Source organism: Catenulispora acidiphila DSM 44928, assembly GCF_000024025.1.
In the GTDB taxonomy this organism is placed as follows: Bacteria; Actinomycetota; Actinomycetes; order Streptomycetales; family Catenulisporaceae; genus Catenulispora; species Catenulispora acidiphila.
This window is the reverse complement of the sequence record NC_013131.1, coordinates 1,185,993-1,201,422: the sequence shown is the minus strand read 5'-3', so window position 1 is coordinate 1,201,422 and position 15,430 is coordinate 1,185,993. Positions and strand designations below refer to the sequence as shown.

The window sequence follows — 15,430 nt, the reverse complement described above, 5'->3', positions numbered from 1 at the left end:
GACGGAGGACACCATGAGCGATGAGCTCGACAACGACTTCACAGACGAGTTGGCCACCAGTCTGCGCGCGGCCGCGGCCGAGACCCCTCAGACCACGGACCCGTACGGTCCGGTCGGCATAGCGGTCTCCCGCGACCGGAAGAGGCGGACCGCCATCGGCGCTTCGCTCGCCGTCGTGGCCGTGCTCGGGGCGGCGATCGGGATCGGCGACGAAGTAGGACGCGGGAGTTCGGCGTCCGTCCAGAGTTCCGGCGCCGCGCCGGGCAGCGACAGGACACCGGCCGCGAAGCCGACCCCAGCAGCGCCGACCCCATCGGCCACGCCGTCGACGAGCGCTGCGAAAGCCGGCGATCCGCCGACCCCCCAGACCTCACCGTCGTGGTCGATGCCGTCGACCTCCCAGCCGATGATGCTCGGCTGGCCCTCGGACTTCTCGCTGTTCCCCGGCTATAAGACGGCGACGACCGAGGCGGTGCCGACGGTGAACGCCATCGTCCACGCGTACGGCGAGCCGGTCGACCAAGGCACCCGGAACGTGCTGGACAACCTGGTCGGCAGCTTCAAACTGTGCGGCTACTCCCTGAGCTCCTACACCTTCACGCTCCGGTGGGCCGGCGACCTGGCGCACTCCGGCGGGAACGGCGCGGCCCTCGTCGACGTCAGCCACGGCGGCGCCACCTACCGCATGGTCGGCCTCGACACCTACAAGGGCGTCTGGCTCATGCTGCCGACCACCATCGACACGACGACCGCGGCCCGCATCGACGCCGCGGCCCTGGCCGAACTCGACCAGCCGGCCCAGGAATTCTACGAACCCGTCGTCGCCGCCCCCGGCTCGAAGGTGACGGTGTCGGGCACGAACACCGACGGCTTGACCCCTCCGACGCCCTTCCAGTCGAGCACGGTCACGGTCGGCGCGTCCGGCGTCGCCGAAGTGCCGTTGGACTCCGGCAACCCGGGGATGTACCCGACGCTCACCGAGGTGAAGATCGTCCGCCCCGACGGGACCACAGCCACCGCCCCCCTGCTGGGCGGCACCTCCGCCGCACAGGAGCAGAGCGCGCGCGAACTGCTGCCGGCGAACACGGTCTGCCCGGGCATGACGCCGGAGGTACCCCTGAAGGGGTGATGACCACGCCGGAAGGCCGACGATTCCACGGAATCGTCGGCCTTCTCCGTGTCTGGCGAAATCGCCGTCGCCGAGGTGTCACAAAGCGCTCGCCCTCGCGCGTTGAACCTTGTGTGGACGTCAAACAGCGCGGGCGACGAAGGCAGAGGAGATGAAGGATGACCGGCAGGCGTTTCAGGATTTCACTGCCGCACACGGGGCCCGACTCTTCCGTACCGCGTACTTCCTGGCCGGCGGCGACTGGCACCTTGCCGAGGACCTCACCCAAGAGGCCCTCGTCAAGGTGTTCGTGGCGTGGCGCAGGGTCAGCCGGGTCGAGAACCCCGCTGCCTACGCGCAGACCGTCCTCACGCGCACCTTCATCAGCCAGCGCCGCCGGAAGCGCTCGACGGAGCAGCCGATCGCCGAGCCGCCGGAGCGGGGCATCGAGGACGTCGATTCCGCGGTGCGGCTGACGCTGCTCGCGGAGCTGGCGAATCTGTCCGTCAGGGACCGGGCCGTGGTCGTGCTCCGGTATTGGGAGGACCTCAGTGTCGAGGAGGTCGCGTCGGTCCTGAACATCAGCTCCGCCTCCGTGCGTACTCAGTCCTCGCGAGCCCTCGGCCGATTGCGCGTCGCGCTCGGCGAGGTGTTCCCCGAACGACTCCTCGGCTGACCACCGCCCGCCGACCGCCGACCGCCGACCGCCGCAGACTCACGACTTGGAAGGAAGGCCGACCTGTGTCCACCGACATCTTCGAAACCGCCGCCGACGGCACGGGAACGGTCCGCGCGGCCTTCGACGCCACCGCGGCAGAATGCCGTCCCGACATCGACGCCCTGACCCGCCGCGCGCTCGACCGGGGACAGCGGGTCCGGCGGCACCGGACGGTCGGCAAGGCCGTCGGATCCGCGGCCGCCGCGGCGGCGATCGGGCTGGGCACCGTCTACGCGCTCAACGATTCCGGCGCGCCGACGCGTCCGACCACCATTCCCGGCAGCGGAACGTACGGCGGGAATCAGGGGTCTGATGTTCAGACGCCGCCCGCGCCTGTTCCGCCGTCGGCGTCCGTGTCCGCGACCACATCGATCACCGTCGCGCCCACGTCCACGATCACCGCGTCGATAGCGGACGCCATCGCGACCTGGCGCGGGGCATACCGCGGACCGCTGGCCGGCCTCAGGGCAGCCGCATAGCTCCAGTAGCGCAGCAGCTCCCATAGCTCCACAACCGGTCGCGGCACGCGGCCCTCCCCTCAGAACCCAGATCACGTCACCCCGGAGGGCCGTCGATGCTCACCGCGTTCTTTCGCGCGTTCCGCACGCCCGAATTGCGTAAAAAGCTACTGTTCACCCTCGCCATCATGGCGGTCTACCGCTTCGGCGCGCACATCCCGCTGCCGGGCGTCGCGACAAGAAATCTGGCCACGTGCACCGGCGCGTCGTCCACTTCGGGCACCGGCAGTCAGGCTTTCGGACTGCTCAATCTGTTCTCGGGCGGCGCGTTTCTCCAGCTCTCCATCTTCGCGCTCGGCATCACGCCCTACATCACAGCCTCGATCATCCTGCAGCTGCTGACCGTCGTGGTCCCGCGCCTGGAAGCGCTGAAGAAGGAAGGGCAAGCCGGGCAGGCGAAGATCACGCAGTACACGCGCTACCTGACCATCGGCCTGTCAGTCCTGGAATCGACGATGACGCTGACGGCGGCGCGCAACAATCCCGGCTATCTGCTCGGCCAGCGCTGCCAAGGCGTCCAGGTCTTCTATCCGACGGTGACCTGGGAGGGCACGGCGGTGATGGTCATCATCATGACGGCCGCGACCTCGCTGCTCATGTGGCTCGGCGAACTGGTCACCGACCGCGGCGTCGGCAATGGCATGTCAGTGCTGATGTTCACCTCCATCGCCGCCCGGTTCCCGGGCTCCCTGTGGGCGATCAAGCTGTCCTCGCACACCCTCAACGGCTGGCCGGTGTTCTTCGCCGTGCTGGCGCTGGGCGTGCTGATCGTCGCCGCGGTGGTCTTCGTCGAGCAGGGCCAGCGCCGCATCCCCGTGCAGTACACCAAACGCATGATCGGCCGGCGCGCGTACGGCGGCGGCTCGACGTACATCCCGCTCAAGCTGAACCAGCCGGGCGTCGTCCCGGTCATCTTCGCCTCATCGCTCCTGCAGATGCCGGTCATGCTGGTCGGCCTGACCGGCGGCACGACGGCGACCAAGGGCTGGCAGGGCTGGATCAACCGGAACCTCACCACCACCGTGCACGGATACCCGCTGACCTACACGCTTTCCTACCTCCTGCTGATCCTCGGCTTCGCCTTCTTCTACATGTCGATCACCTTCGACACCGTCGAGATCGCCGACAACATGAAGAAGTACGGCGGCTTCATCCCCGGCATCCGCTCTGGCAGGCCGACCATCGAGTATCTGAATTACGTAGCGACGCGCATCACCTGGCCCGGCGCCCTCTACCTGGCGGTGATCGCGGCCATCCCGATGATCGCCCTCGACGGGCTGCGCGCCACCGCCTCGTTCCCCTTCGGCGGCACCACGATCCTGATCATGGTCGGGGTCGGCCTGGAGACCGTGAAGCAGATCGAATCGCAGCTCCAGCAACACAATTACGAGGGCTTCCTGCGCTAGCGGTCAGCGCCGCAAGGACCGTAAGCACCGAGGCGGGGACGCCCGGCGTGTTCCACGCTCGGATGTCCCCGCCTCACTCGCCTTCCGCTATGCGCGAGCGATGACCGCGCTCGTGTTGTAGCCCTCGACGTGCAGCTCCGGCTGCTCCTTGGGCAGCGCGCTGGACGGGAACGACACGATGATCGTGCGCGTCTCGCCGGGGAGCAGCCACACGTAGTTCTCTCCGTAGAGCGTGGGCAAGACCCGCTGCCCCGAAGCGCGGTTCTGCAGTGATAGCCGCACCATCGCCGCGACGCTCGAGCCCTGGTTGCGAACCGTCGCCGTCAGCTGGCGGCGCCCGTCACCGCCGCTGGTCGCCCCGGTGATCGAGGCCGTGATCCGGGTCTGCTGCGCCTTGTTCAGCGCCTGCATCGCCGACGGAGCGCGGTACCGCCAGTACGTGTTCTCCGACAGTGTCTTGCCCGAGGCGTCCTGGAGCGTAAGGCGCAACAGGTGCAGATCGGGAAGCGCGTCGGTCCATGCCACCGCGAAGGCCTTCGCACTGTCCGCCACCGCGACGTTGATCGCAGCGCTCTGCGTCGTGCCGAGCTGCCTGCCCGACAGGTCGAACAGCCGCGCCGAGACCGTCGCGCCGCTCACCGCGTGCGGCGTGTGGTTCACCGCGACGACCTGCCAGTGGACCGGATCGGCTTGCACGTGCACGGGCTCGCACGCCTTGCGCGCGCCGTAGTACATGCCGTTGACGTCGAAGTCATAGTCGTAGGTCTGCCACACCGTGCTGTGCCACGCCGGGTGCGACATCCAGAGCATCAGACCGCTGGCATCGGCCCACAGGTTCGCGTTCCACGCCTCGAACATCGCGCGCGCGTTCTCATAGTTGACGAACTGCGCCTTGCGGGCGAAGTCCTCGAGGGTGTTCGAGGTCTGGAGCCGGGCTTCGATCGCGGCCTGGTACTGCAGCGGCGACTGGTTACCGTACTGGCTCCAGTCGTGGTAGTACCACGGACCGCCGATGGGCCACGCCGGCTGTTCGCCGGCCATGTTCCGCAGGCTGTCGGCCGTGGAGACCACCGGCATCCCGATCTCGGTGTGGAAACCGAAGCTGTGGCTGCCGTACGTCGCCGGGTCGTAGTAGGTCTCCGGCTCGACCCAGTAGTAGGGACCGCCGCCGGTGATGTTCCCGCCGGCGGAGTTGCTCTGGTACAGGATGCCGGGCGCGCCGTTCGTCACCGCGTTGCGCATGCCCTCGTCGATCGCCTGCGGCGGATTCCCCTCGTTCGCGCCGCACCACACGACGACGCTCGGGTGGATCCGGTAGCGCAGGACGGTGTCCGCGGCGATCGAGTTGTACGCGTCGTGGTCCGGCGGGTCCATGCCCCAGGCGTTCGGGAAGTCGTTCCACACCAGCAGCCCGAACTCGTCGCACGCGGCGTAGAACTCCTCACGGTTGCTGGCGCCGACCCAGTTGCGGACCATCGTGAAGTTCATGTCCCGATGCATGCGGATCGCCGCGTCCATCCGGTCGGAGGGCATCCGGCGCAGCAGTTCGTCCCAGCCCCAGTTGCCGCCCCGGCACAGGACTCTGACACCGTTCACGCTGATCTTCAGCGACTCCGGCGCGAGGCCGACTGTCTTCACGTCGGTCCACGACGAGCCGTCGTCGGACACCTGGATCACGTAGGTCTTCGGATACGCCTGCTCCCACAGGATGCCGACTCCGTCAAAGGTCTGCGACGAGCCGAGATCCACCTGGATCCATTGGTTGTCCGCATAGTCCGAGGACCATCGGGTGCCGCTGTTGCCGTCGGTGGCGTTGGCCGCCGGGTTCGAGGGGTCTTCGGTCGAGGCGGTGGCCGTCTTGTGCAAGGCCAGGTCGACTCCGGGCGTGGCGCTGTTCAGGACCGACAGCGACCACAGCGAGTTACCCCAGCTGGTCTCGCGCACGCCGCCGCTGATCCGCACGTAGCGGCCGGAGGCCGCGGCGAACGACTCGACGTCCAGGCTCGCGTCGCCGCCGTTGAACGGAAGCGGGATCGCCGTGTTGTCCACGCTCTTCGCGTCCGTCCACACCGAGCCGTCCGTCGAGACCTGCACGGTGTACGTGCGCGCGTACGCCTGCTCCCAGGTGATGGCGACCTGATCGAAGGACACTGACGCCCCGAGGTCCACCTCGATCCACTGGTCGTCGGCGAAGTCGGAGGACCAGCGGGTGTTCGCGTCCCCGTCGGTGGCGTTGGTCACCGGGTTCGAGGGGTCCTGCGTCGATGCGGTCGTCGGCTGGTGCAGTGCCAGGTCGGTACCGGGCGTGGCGCTGTTCAGGACGGACAGCGTCCAGAGCGAGAAGCCCCATCCGGTCGCGCGCGTCTGGCAGTTGATGCGCACATAGCGCGCCTGCCGCGCACCGAGGTCCGTGGTCTGGGTGTACGCGTCGGCTGATGCGACGAAGGGCAGCGGCGTCTTGTACTCGTAGTCGAACTGCCGGATGCCGAAGCGGGTGGTGCGCTGGTCGCTGCGCTGACCCGCGACCGTGACCGCCAGGTTCAAGGTGTGCAGGTTCGCATCGCCGTAGCCGTTGGGCCACCACAGCTTCGGATCGCGCAGGTTCAGCTGCGCGAACTTCGCCGGGGCGAAGGTGACGTCCAGGTTCTTACCGGCCGGGACGGTCACCGTCTGCGAGAGGCGCACGGTGTCGAAGGACGCTGTCACGGTCGCGCTGACATCGGCGGACCCGGCGTTGCGCACGGGAACGACGATGGTCACCGACGCGCTGGTGGTGTCGGGCAGCGCCGGCAGCACCGTGTCCACCCGAGGGTCGCCGATCACGACGTCCCCGGTGGAGCGCAGCCGCACGTGGTTCCAGATACCGCTGACCCGGTCGCGGACCGCGGGCATCCAGTCCCAGCCCGAGGCGGCCAGGTATGTCGGGGAGTTCATGTTCATGATCTGCGCGCCGGCATCGACCCAGGACTGACCGGCCGGTCCCTTGTCGCCCGGGCTGCCGGGAATCGGCATCGGGTCGATCTTCACGGCCAGGGACTGCTCGCCGGCGACCAAGTGCTCGGTCACCTCGATCGCGGCGCGCGCGAACGGGTAGGTGAGGCTGCCGATCTGCGCTCCGTTGAGGAACAGCGCGGCCTGGTGGTTGACTCCGTCGAACTCCAGCCAGATCCGGCGTCCGTGCCCGGCGCCCAGCGCGGCGGGCAGCGCGAAGTCGCGCTTGTACCACCAGGAATGGCGGGACAGCGCCTCGGGAATCCGCAGGTTGTTGAAGCCCGCGACCGGATCGGGCAGATGCCCCTGCTCGACGAGCGAGGCCAGGACGGTCCCGGGAACCGTGGCGGGCAACCACCCGCTGGTGTCCACGGTCGGCACGGACAGCGCGGTCCCGTCGCCGGGAGCCCAGTCGTCCATCGTCAGCACCCAGCCGGACTCCAGCGGCACGGTGCCGTCGGCGGCCACGACCAGTCCGGGCGCGTGGTTGTCGTGCGTACCCCAGTCGGTCCACCCGGTGGCGGCGGGCCGGTGCCCGCTCGCGCTGCCGTACACCTGGAAACCGTTGAGTCCCAAGGGATTCGCATCCGAGCGCTTGGACGCCGTCAGCCGCACCCAGCGCGCCGAGACCGGAGCCGCCAGGTCGATCACGACCGCGCCGCCGGTGCCCGACGCCGTCTGATACACGCTCGTCCACGACTTCTTGTCCGTCGACACCTCGACGACGAAGGCGGACGCGTAGCTGGAGAGCAGCTCCTTGCCCGTCGTCCCATCGGCCCAGTTGCCGGAGGTCGGCTTGACGAAGACCGGATCGCCCGCGGCCGCCTCGAAGGTCAGATGGACAGAGGTGACCTGGCAGACAGCCTGCAAGTCCACGGAGATCCACTGCGGATCACCGGCCGCGGCGCGCCACCCGGTACCCCTGACCCCGGCCGAGGTCACCCGGTCGACGGCGAACGCGCCAGGCGTGGGCGCGTAATCGGTCGAGGAGACCTCGATCGGCCGGTACATCGCCAGCTCCCCCGGCGCCGGCGCATGACCCGGGACTCCAGCCTTCCCCGGCTCGGCGGCGAAGCCGACACTCGGGAAAGCGGTGTCCACCGCGAAGCCGGCCAACAAAGTCGACGCCGCCGCGACGACGGTCCGCCGCGACGCGCGGAACGGCTGATTCGATTCCTGTGCCATGAGCCCTACGCCCAATCTGGACCGTGACCTGGCAGAACCCTGCGATACCCAGAGTTTCTGCACCGCTTTATCGGAGGACAACGCGTCAAAGATTCGCGAGCACGCCACCTTCTGTCAAGGGTGTGCGCCGCAACAAATTCCTGACCAGCAACCTTCCCCGCCGCCGCGGTGCCGGGACACCTTCCCTTGCAAGAATCGGAGGGAAAACAAGCTCGCGGCGGCGACAGCACGGGACGTGCGCACTGTCGCCGCCGCGAGGACGGTGAAGGATCTGGCTACTCTTCCTTCGCGGTCGGTTCGAGGGTCTCCGGCGTGTCGTCGTCGGTGCCAGCGCCGGCCGGGGCAGTGGCGACGCGGCCGCGACGGCCCATCATCACCGCGCCGGCGAGCAGCGCCACGGCGAGGACCAGCAAGGCGATCGGCGCGACGGTCCCCTCCCACAGCAGCTGCGACTGGTCGTCCTTGGACTGCTTGACCGCGTCGGCGATGCCGGCCGGTGAGAACTTGGTGTCCACGTCCAGCACGGGTGTCAGCGGCACTGTCCCCAGCTTCGACTTCATCTGCGCGGCCACCGTCTGGTGGGAGTCGGCGTCGACGGTCGTGCCGGTCAGCTGGTCCACCCACATCGTGGTCTTCGTCGCGGATGTGTACGTCAGCGGGACCATCACGCTGTCGCCGCCCGGCGGCAGCAGCGCCGACAGGGCGCCCTGCAGGTCAGGTGCCATCGTCGCGGCCAGGCCCTTGAGCACCGCGACCGGGACCGCCTGCGGCATCTGCGCCAGCGTGGCAGGGTCCTTCAACGCTCCGGAGACGTCCACCGTGTACACGTAGGTGGACCGGCCGACGTGGTTCTCGCTGCGCACGTACTTCGCCGTCGCCTGCGTGCCGGTCGCGCCGTCCCACCACGGGTAGTCGTGCTTGTCGGGCGAGAAGGCGAAGCCGACGGCCAGACCCTGGTGGGCGTCGGCCTTGACGCCGGCCGGCGCGGCGGCGGGCATCAGGGTTTTGCGATCGACGGCCCAGGTCGCCGTGGGATTGCCGAGCACGCCGCCGGCGCCGCTGATCGCGGTCACGTCCGACAGCACCGCGACGTTGCCGTGCATACCGGCCGCCTTGACGGTCTCCACCGCGGTGAACGGCGAGTCCTTGACGAACGCGTGCGCCAGATCACCGCCGGCCACCGCACGCTGATCGAGGTACGTGGCGGTCCCGGTGTAGCGGTCGACGGTGTTCTGGTCGCTCTGGACGCGCTCGGCGTCCGGCACCAGCTTGAACCGAATCACCCCGGCGACGGCGGCGCACACGACCGCACCGGCGACGAACGCGATAACTGATCTACGCATATGTATCGATTCCTGACGAGCCCGGGGACAGGGAAGAACCGCAGAGAACCGGCACTATGACCGTCGTCACAGTGAGCCGTGTCCGGAAGGGTAAGCCCAGCTACCCGCAAGTAGGAAGAGGCGAGCTGAACTATTCTCACGTTCGTGATCCGCGGAATCAGAGAACGGATTCACGTCTTCGAGCCAACCATTCGGGGCTCCCGCACGCTCTGACACCGCAAAGCACGCGGCTTCGCACCTGGGCAAGCCCGAGCGCCGGAGCCGTGGCGACGATCTGTGAGGAGCTGCTTGTGGTAGCACGTACTCGCCGTATCCCGACTCTGGCAGCGGTGATAGCCCTGGCCGTGGCCACCACCGCCGGTGCCGCCGCCGGCGCGACCGCCGCGCCGCAACCGCCCGCCGCCGTGGGCCTCGCGCCGGCCATGTTCAACGCCGCCGCCCCGCACATCAATGTCCTGCCGAACGGGGACCGGGTGGTGGTCACCGGCTCCGGTCGCGCCGCCAGCACCGCGGTCCTGGCTCCGGACGGCAGCAGCGTGTCCTCCGTCCGCTACTCGCCGGACGCGCACCACACGTACGTCATCCCCGACTCGGTACTGGCCACGCCCAGCACGTTCGTGCCGTCCGAGTACGAGATCGCGGACCTGAGCGCGGACAGCGCGCCGGTCGCACCGGTCGCGCCAGCCGTGATACCGCACTACCCGCTGAACATCGTGCAGATCAACGGCGTGGGGATGGACGGAGCGGCAGCCGACGGCACGACGTTCCTGACCAACGTCGACGACATCAACAAGTGGGGCGCCTCTCCCGTCCCGATCGTCAACGGGGTGGCGCGGGTCGCCGTGCCCGCCGGGCACTACATCGCGAACACCATGTTCGTCAGCTGGGATCCCGCGACGCAGTCCTCGACGATGTACATGGCGACCCAGCTCGACATCACCGTCGGCGGCACCGGCACGACCACCCTGACCGCCGACGAGCGCACCGCGACAGCGCGGGTGCAGGCGACGACTCCCCGACCGGCCAGCCCCGTAGCCAGCACCATTTTTTATCAGAACACTGACGTCAATGGCGACTTCGACTTCCTCATTTCGACCGACGCCGGCGCCGATGCCACCTACGTCACGCCGACCGCGAAACCGCGGTTCGGCACGTTCACGTTCCAGCTGATGGGCTGGAGCGCCACCGGTCCGAGCGGGACCGCCGATCCCTACCGCTACGACGTGATGTTCCCGGCGGCGGACCACGTCGACGCCGACCAGACCCACCGCGTCGACCCCTCGACGCTGGCCACGATCCACAACACCTTCGTCAGCGATCCGGGCAACACCACGCACTTGGGGATGTTCATGACCGGGCCGTCGTCCCCGGTGTACGGCTCCGCCACCGCCGGCGAGCCCATGGCCTCTCCGGGCAGTCTGACCGAATACGTCAGCGCGGTCGGCGACCTGAACTGGGCCCGCATGATCACGACAGACCTCCCGGACTTCACCAACGGTCCCCCGTCCACGCTCTCCATGATCGCGGACGATCCGGCATACGTCGGACACATCGACACCTGGCGCACCTGGGGTCGCGGCCCGCTGACGCCGCAGGTCGGCCAGTATCAGGGCCGCACCACCTGCCGCGCGTGCGCCGACGGCGGCACGGTCGATCTGTCCCTGAACATGTTCCAGGACAGCTCGCCGGACACGGAGGGCAGCCCGATGGGCCCGGCCGACCTCCACCTGACGGTCTACCGTGACGGCACTCAGGTCGCCTCACAGGACGGCGTCTACGGCACCGAGCTCACCGGGCAGGCCCAGCAGCCCGGCACCTACCGGCTCGTCTACGACCAGGACTTCAGCGCGTTCCCGATCACGCAGTCCACGGTGACGCACACCGACATCACGGTGCCCTACACACCGACTCCGGATCCGAAGTGGACACTGCCGTCCGGCGACTCCTGCTACGCGCAGGCCGACAGCACCACGCCGTGCTCGATCCTGCCGGTGCTGAACCTGAACTACCACCTGGCCGGCGACATCGAGAACACCGTCCACGGCCCGCTGGCGACCCTGGAGCTGCACGTCGGCCACCAGTCCTACAACGGCGCCGGCTCACACGCGGCGGTCAACAGCGCCACCGTGTCAGTGTCCTACGACAAGGGCGCGACCTGGACCCCCGCCAAGGTGGTCCCGGCGGGCTCCGGCACCTACGTCGCCCTCTGGGCGAACACCGGCGCCAAGGGCAGCACGCCGTGGCTGAAGGTGACGGCGTCCGACGCACTCGGCGGCTCGATCACCCAGACCACGGCCAACGCCTACACGATCGGCTGATCTAAATCCGCGATGCGAACGACGGGGTCGGACACCTTCCAGTGTCCGACCCCGTCGCGCGGCGCCTGTCGGGGATCCGTCGCCCTGATGCAACCTCGCCTCTGTCCCGGGCGTCGAGGAGTCACGGGGGTGTTGAAACGGGGCGCCTCCAAGACCGAGGAGGCATATTCATGAACTCAGCGAAACGAGCGGCGGTGGCGCTGCTGTCCGCCGCGGCCTTCACCGCGACGGCCGTCGGCACCGCGCAGGCGGCCGGCCGCTGGCAGCAGGTCCCGGTCCCGACCGGGTCCGGCAACGTCCTGGCGATGACCCAGATCGACCAGCACACCACCTGGGGCGCCGGCTTCCGGCTGATCACCGACGGCGACAGCACGACGCTCACCCCGCTGCTGCTGGCCCGCGACGACCGCGCCGGGAGTGCGTGGAAGCGGGTCGCCACTCCCGCCGACGGCGCGAACAGCCGGATCAACGCGCTGTCCGCCGACGGTGCCCGCAACGTGTGGCTGGTCGGCGACAACGACTCGGCGACCGACGGTTCGATCCTCACCGAGCACTGGGACGGCAAGGCTTGGCAGACCGCCAGCGCCTCGGTCCCTGACGGGACGCTCTCCGCCGGATTCCTCGGCGTCGCCACCGTCGGCCCGCGTGACGCCTGGGCCGTCGGCTGGACGCAGCGCATGCGCGGCGACGACTCCTACGAGACCGGCCTCATCGAGCACTGGAACGGCAAGGCCTGGCAGCAGATCAAGCTCCCGGCGGCCGTTCCCGACACGGAACTGTTCAGCATCTCGGCCACCGGACCCCGCGACATCTGGGCCGGCGGCGTCCTCACCGACGGCACCGACCAGCCGGTGCTGCTGCACTACGACGGCCACACCTGGACGCGCGCGACCGTCCCGAACACCGGTCTGTACGGCGAGTTCAACACCGTCGTGGCCGCCGCGCCGAACAACGTCTGGGCCGCCGGGCGCACCCTCGTCGATGACAAGGACCGCGGCCACCCGCTGGTCGCGCACTACGACGGCCACAGCTGGAAGACCGTCGCGGCTCCGGGCACCGGCGTGGTCAACGCCGCCGCCGTGACCCCCGGCGGCGTCACGGTCGTCGGCTACGACAAGACCACCAGCCAGTCCTACGGCGAGCAGCTGGACGGTACCGGCTGGCACTCGCTGAACCTGCCGACGGTCGGCGTCGACTCGACGCCCTACTCCCTGTCCGTGAACTCCAGCACCGTCACCGTCGGCGGCGTCTACACGCCGGACGAGACGAGCCCGTTCCAGCCGCTGATCCTCACTGCGAGCCGCTGAACCGAGATACAACCAGAGCGGCTGCCTTGAAGAACAAGGCAGCCGCTCTTGGCTTGAGATGTGAATAAGACTGCTGAATCGCCGCCGGCGCACCGGCGATCAGGCGATCAGCTGGGGCGCATCCCGTCGAGCCCGTTCAGCAGCAGATCGAGCCCGAACTCGAACTCGGTCTGGTCGTCGCACCATCCGAGCGTGTTCTCGGGCGTGTTGTGGACCGCGTCGACGATCATCGCCGCCAGGTGCGGGAACTGGCTGGCGATGCCGGCCAACACCTCCGGATGCGGCTCCTCGCCCGGGTCGCCGGCGGGGTTGAACAGCTCCTGGGCGAAGCCGAAGGCGCGGCTGCCGAGGGCGTGCATCGCGTGATGCGCCTGGTCGTAGGTGAAGCCGCCGGCCACCATGATGCCGAGCGTCGTGTCGATGTAGCTCAGCACCGCCGGGCTGGCCGCCGTGCGGCTCTGCAGTACGCCGGGAGCCCAGGGGTGGCGCAGGAGAACTTCGCGCGCTGTCAGGATCCTGCTACGCATGACGCCCTTCCACGCCGCAGCGTCCGGGGGCGCGGGGATGTCCGCGACGGCGTCGACGATCTCGGCGATCATGACGTCGGCGACGCCGTCAAGCAGCGCCTCCTTGTTCGCGACGTGGTAGTACAGCGACATCGCCTCGGCGCCGACGGTTTCGCCCAGGCGGCGCATCGTCAGCGAGGCGATGCCTCCCTTGTCGGCGATGTCGACGGCAGCGCGCAACACGCGGTCCCGGCTCAGCGGGGTCCGCGGCTCTGTCCCCGCCGGGGCTTCGGCGCTCACATGCGTTCCTGTTCCATCGAAGCCGATCGTACAAGGCCGACCACGTCTCTTGCCCCTTCCAACCTTACGCCGTAAGGTTGCCTTACGGCGTAAGACTTACGCTGTAAGGCGGAGGGGGATCAGCGATGAAGGCCTACGTACTGCGTGCGTACGGACCACCGACCAACCTGGAGCTCACCGACGTCGACCAGCCCGTCCCGGCGGACCACGAGGTCCTGGTCCGAAACCGGGCGACGTCGATCAATCCCTACGACTGGCACCACATGCGCGGCGAGCCGGTCGTCGCCCGCCTCCTGAGCAAGACGATCGGTCTGCGCGCGCCGAATATCCGCATCCTGGGTTGCGACATGGCCGGCGAGGTCGAAGCCGTCGGCCAGGCCGTGACGCGCTTCAAGCCCGGCGATGCGGTCTTCGCGCTGCTCGACCACGGCGGCTTCGCCGAGTACGTCGCAGTACCCGAAGACGTCCTGGTTCCCAAGCCGCAGAACATGTCCTTCGAGCAGGCTGCCGCCGTCCCCATGGCCGCGATGACCGCGCTGCTCGCGGTCCGCGACGTCGCACACGTCGCGTCGGGTCAAGAGGTCCTGGTCAACGGCGCGACCGGCGGGGTCGGTTCCTTCGCCGTCCAAATGGCGCGCGCCGCCGGAGCCACGGTGACCGCCGTGTGCGGTCCGAAGAACGCCGATCTCGCCGAAGCCCTCGGCGCGACCACCGTCATCGACTACCAACGGCACGATTTCACCAACGCAGGACGCAGATACGACGCGATCGTCGACGTCGCCGGTCAGTATCCGGCGCGCAGACTTCGCCGCGCCTTGCTGCGCGACGGCACGCTCGTCCTCGTCGGCGGTCAGGCGGGGCGCTGGTTCCAGCCGATGGGCCACATGCTCGGTGCGATGATTTCGGCGCCGGTGGTGCGGCAGCGCGTGGCGATGGCCGATACCGTCGCCTACCGGGACAAGCCGGGGAAGCTCGCCGAGGTGGCGGAACTCATCACCGCCGACGAGGTGATTCCCGTTATCGACCAGGTGTTGCGCTTCGAGGAGTTGCCGAGCGCGGTCGAACGTCAGGAACTGGGGCACGCACGGGGGAAGATCGTGGTCGCCGGCGCGGGAACAGAGATACCTGCCATCTGACAGAACGTTGCGCAGCTCCGCCGTGTCACCTATACGTGAGTATCCCCAGCATCGCTGCGGCCGGTGGAAAGGTACATGTGGATCGGTCAGACGCAGCCTTCACGGAGTTCGTCGCGGGCAGCGTCGGCCGTCTGACTCGGTTCGCCGAGCTCTTGACCGGTGACCCGCATCGGGCTGCCGACCTGGTGCAGGAGTCCCTGGAGCGCGCCTACATCCGCTGGCCCAAAATCCAGGTCGACGATCCGCACGCCTACGTCCGGCAGATCATCGTCAACCAGTACCGGAACTGGTGGCGCCGCCGACGCAACCGCGAGGTGCTGATCGAGCCTGCCCCCGACAGCGTGGTGAGCGACGACCACGCGATACGGCTCGCGCAAAGCGACGTGCCGCGCCGGGCTCTGGCGACGCTGACTCCGCGGGAGCGTGCCGTCGTCGTTCTGCGCTTCTACTCCGACCTCGACATCGCCGCGATCGCGGCCGAGACCGGCATCGCGCAGGGCACCGTGAAGAGCACCCTGTTCCGGGCGATGGCGCGGATGCGCGCGTTCCCGGGCTTGGACGAGTCCCTCGCTGAGCGGGAGAGGTAGGGCGATC

Annotated in this window: 11 protein-coding genes; 8 read left to right on the top strand and 3 right to left on the bottom strand. The window is 68.7% G+C overall.

Features of this window, described 5'->3' with window-relative positions:
* The first annotated feature begins 13 nt into the window (after positions 1–13).
* The 4 genes from CACI_RS05235 (at position 14) to secY (ending at position 3,750) form a co-directional block, all read left to right on the top strand.
* On the top strand, positions 14–1,129 hold the full coding sequence (locus CACI_RS05235) for a hypothetical protein (protein ID WP_012785276.1): 1,116 nt from the start codon (positions 14–16) through the stop codon (positions 1,127–1,129).
* A 151-nt stretch (positions 1,130–1,280) separates the two neighbouring features.
* A complete protein-coding gene (locus CACI_RS05230; protein WP_012785275.1) occupies positions 1,281–1,784 on the top strand; it encodes a SigE family RNA polymerase sigma factor in 504 nt (167 codons plus the stop codon).
* Positions 1,785–1,849: 65 nt separating this feature from the next.
* Positions 1,850–2,305: a hypothetical protein gene (locus tag CACI_RS51025; protein ID WP_012785274.1), complete on the top strand. Its 456-nt coding sequence runs from the start codon at positions 1,850–1,852 to the stop codon at positions 2,303–2,305.
* 95 nt (positions 2,306–2,400) lie between these two features.
* Positions 2,401–3,750 carry a preprotein translocase subunit SecY gene (gene secY / locus CACI_RS05220; protein ID WP_012785273.1) on the top strand — a complete coding sequence of 450 codons (1,350 nt, stop codon included), beginning with the start codon at positions 2,401–2,403 and terminating at the stop codon, positions 3,748–3,750.
* An 87-nt stretch (positions 3,751–3,837) separates the two neighbouring features.
* Here secY and CACI_RS05215 read toward each other — a convergent pair whose 3' ends face one another.
* Both CACI_RS05215 and CACI_RS05210 read right to left on the bottom strand, forming a co-directional pair.
* Positions 3,838–7,926 carry a discoidin domain-containing protein gene (locus CACI_RS05215; RefSeq protein WP_012785272.1) on the bottom strand — a complete coding sequence of 1,363 codons (4,089 nt, stop codon included), beginning with the start codon at positions 7,924–7,926 and terminating at the stop codon, positions 3,838–3,840.
* A 275-nt stretch (positions 7,927–8,201) separates the two neighbouring features.
* On the bottom strand, positions 8,202–9,269 hold the full coding sequence (locus CACI_RS05210; protein WP_012785271.1) for a porin PorA family protein: 1,068 nt from the start codon (positions 9,267–9,269) through the stop codon (positions 8,202–8,204).
* 290 nt (positions 9,270–9,559) lie between these two features.
* On the opposite strand from CACI_RS05210, the gene CACI_RS05205 reads away from it, so the two are divergent.
* Both CACI_RS05205 and CACI_RS05200 read left to right on the top strand, forming a co-directional pair.
* Positions 9,560–11,587: a hypothetical protein gene (locus tag CACI_RS05205; RefSeq protein ID WP_012785270.1), complete on the top strand. Its 2,028-nt coding sequence runs from the start codon at positions 9,560–9,562 to the stop codon at positions 11,585–11,587.
* Between the two features lie 170 nt (positions 11,588–11,757).
* Positions 11,758–12,894, top strand: coding sequence for a beta propeller repeat protein (locus tag CACI_RS05200; protein WP_012785269.1), 1,137 nt, complete (start codon positions 11,758–11,760; stop codon positions 12,892–12,894).
* A 107-nt stretch (positions 12,895–13,001) separates the two neighbouring features.
* Here CACI_RS05200 and CACI_RS05195 read toward each other — a convergent pair whose 3' ends face one another.
* On the bottom strand, positions 13,002–13,700 hold the full coding sequence (locus CACI_RS05195; protein WP_012785268.1) for a TetR/AcrR family transcriptional regulator C-terminal domain-containing protein: 699 nt from the start codon (positions 13,698–13,700) through the stop codon (positions 13,002–13,004).
* A 125-nt stretch (positions 13,701–13,825) separates the two neighbouring features.
* Here CACI_RS05195 and CACI_RS05190 point away from each other — a divergent pair, with 125 nt between their 5' ends.
* Positions 13,826–14,836 carry an NAD(P)-dependent alcohol dehydrogenase gene (locus tag CACI_RS05190; protein ID WP_012785267.1) on the top strand — a complete coding sequence of 337 codons (1,011 nt, stop codon included), beginning with the start codon at positions 13,826–13,828 and terminating at the stop codon, positions 14,834–14,836.
* A gap of 77 nt (positions 14,837–14,913) precedes the next feature.
* Positions 14,914–15,423 carry a SigE family RNA polymerase sigma factor gene (locus CACI_RS05185; protein ID WP_012785266.1) on the top strand — a complete coding sequence of 170 codons (510 nt, stop codon included), beginning with the start codon at positions 14,914–14,916 and terminating at the stop codon, positions 15,421–15,423.
* The last annotated feature ends 7 nt before the right edge of the window (positions 15,424–15,430 follow it).

Bases quoted from the DNA above. Each gene is read 5' to 3' on its own strand.
- CACI_RS05235 (WP_012785276.1), top strand. From the start codon at position 14: ATGAGCGATGAGCTCGACAACGACTTCACAGACGAGTTGGCCACCAGT.
- CACI_RS05230 (WP_012785275.1), top strand. From the start codon at position 1,281: ATGAAGGATGACCGGCAGGCGTTTCAGGATTTCACTGCCGCACACGGG.
- secY (WP_012785273.1), top strand. From the start codon at position 2,401: ATGCTCACCGCGTTCTTTCGCGCGTTCCGCACGCCCGAATTGCGTAAA.
- CACI_RS05215 (WP_012785272.1), bottom strand. From the start codon at position 7,926: ATGGCACAGGAATCGAATCAGCCGTTCCGCGCGTCGCGGCGGACCGTC.
- CACI_RS05210 (WP_012785271.1), bottom strand. From the start codon at position 9,269: ATGCGTAGATCAGTTATCGCGTTCGTCGCCGGTGCGGTCGTGTGCGCC.
- CACI_RS05200 (WP_012785269.1), top strand. From the start codon at position 11,758: ATGAACTCAGCGAAACGAGCGGCGGTGGCGCTGCTGTCCGCCGCGGCC.
- CACI_RS05190 (WP_012785267.1), top strand. From the start codon at position 13,826: ATGAAGGCCTACGTACTGCGTGCGTACGGACCACCGACCAACCTGGAG.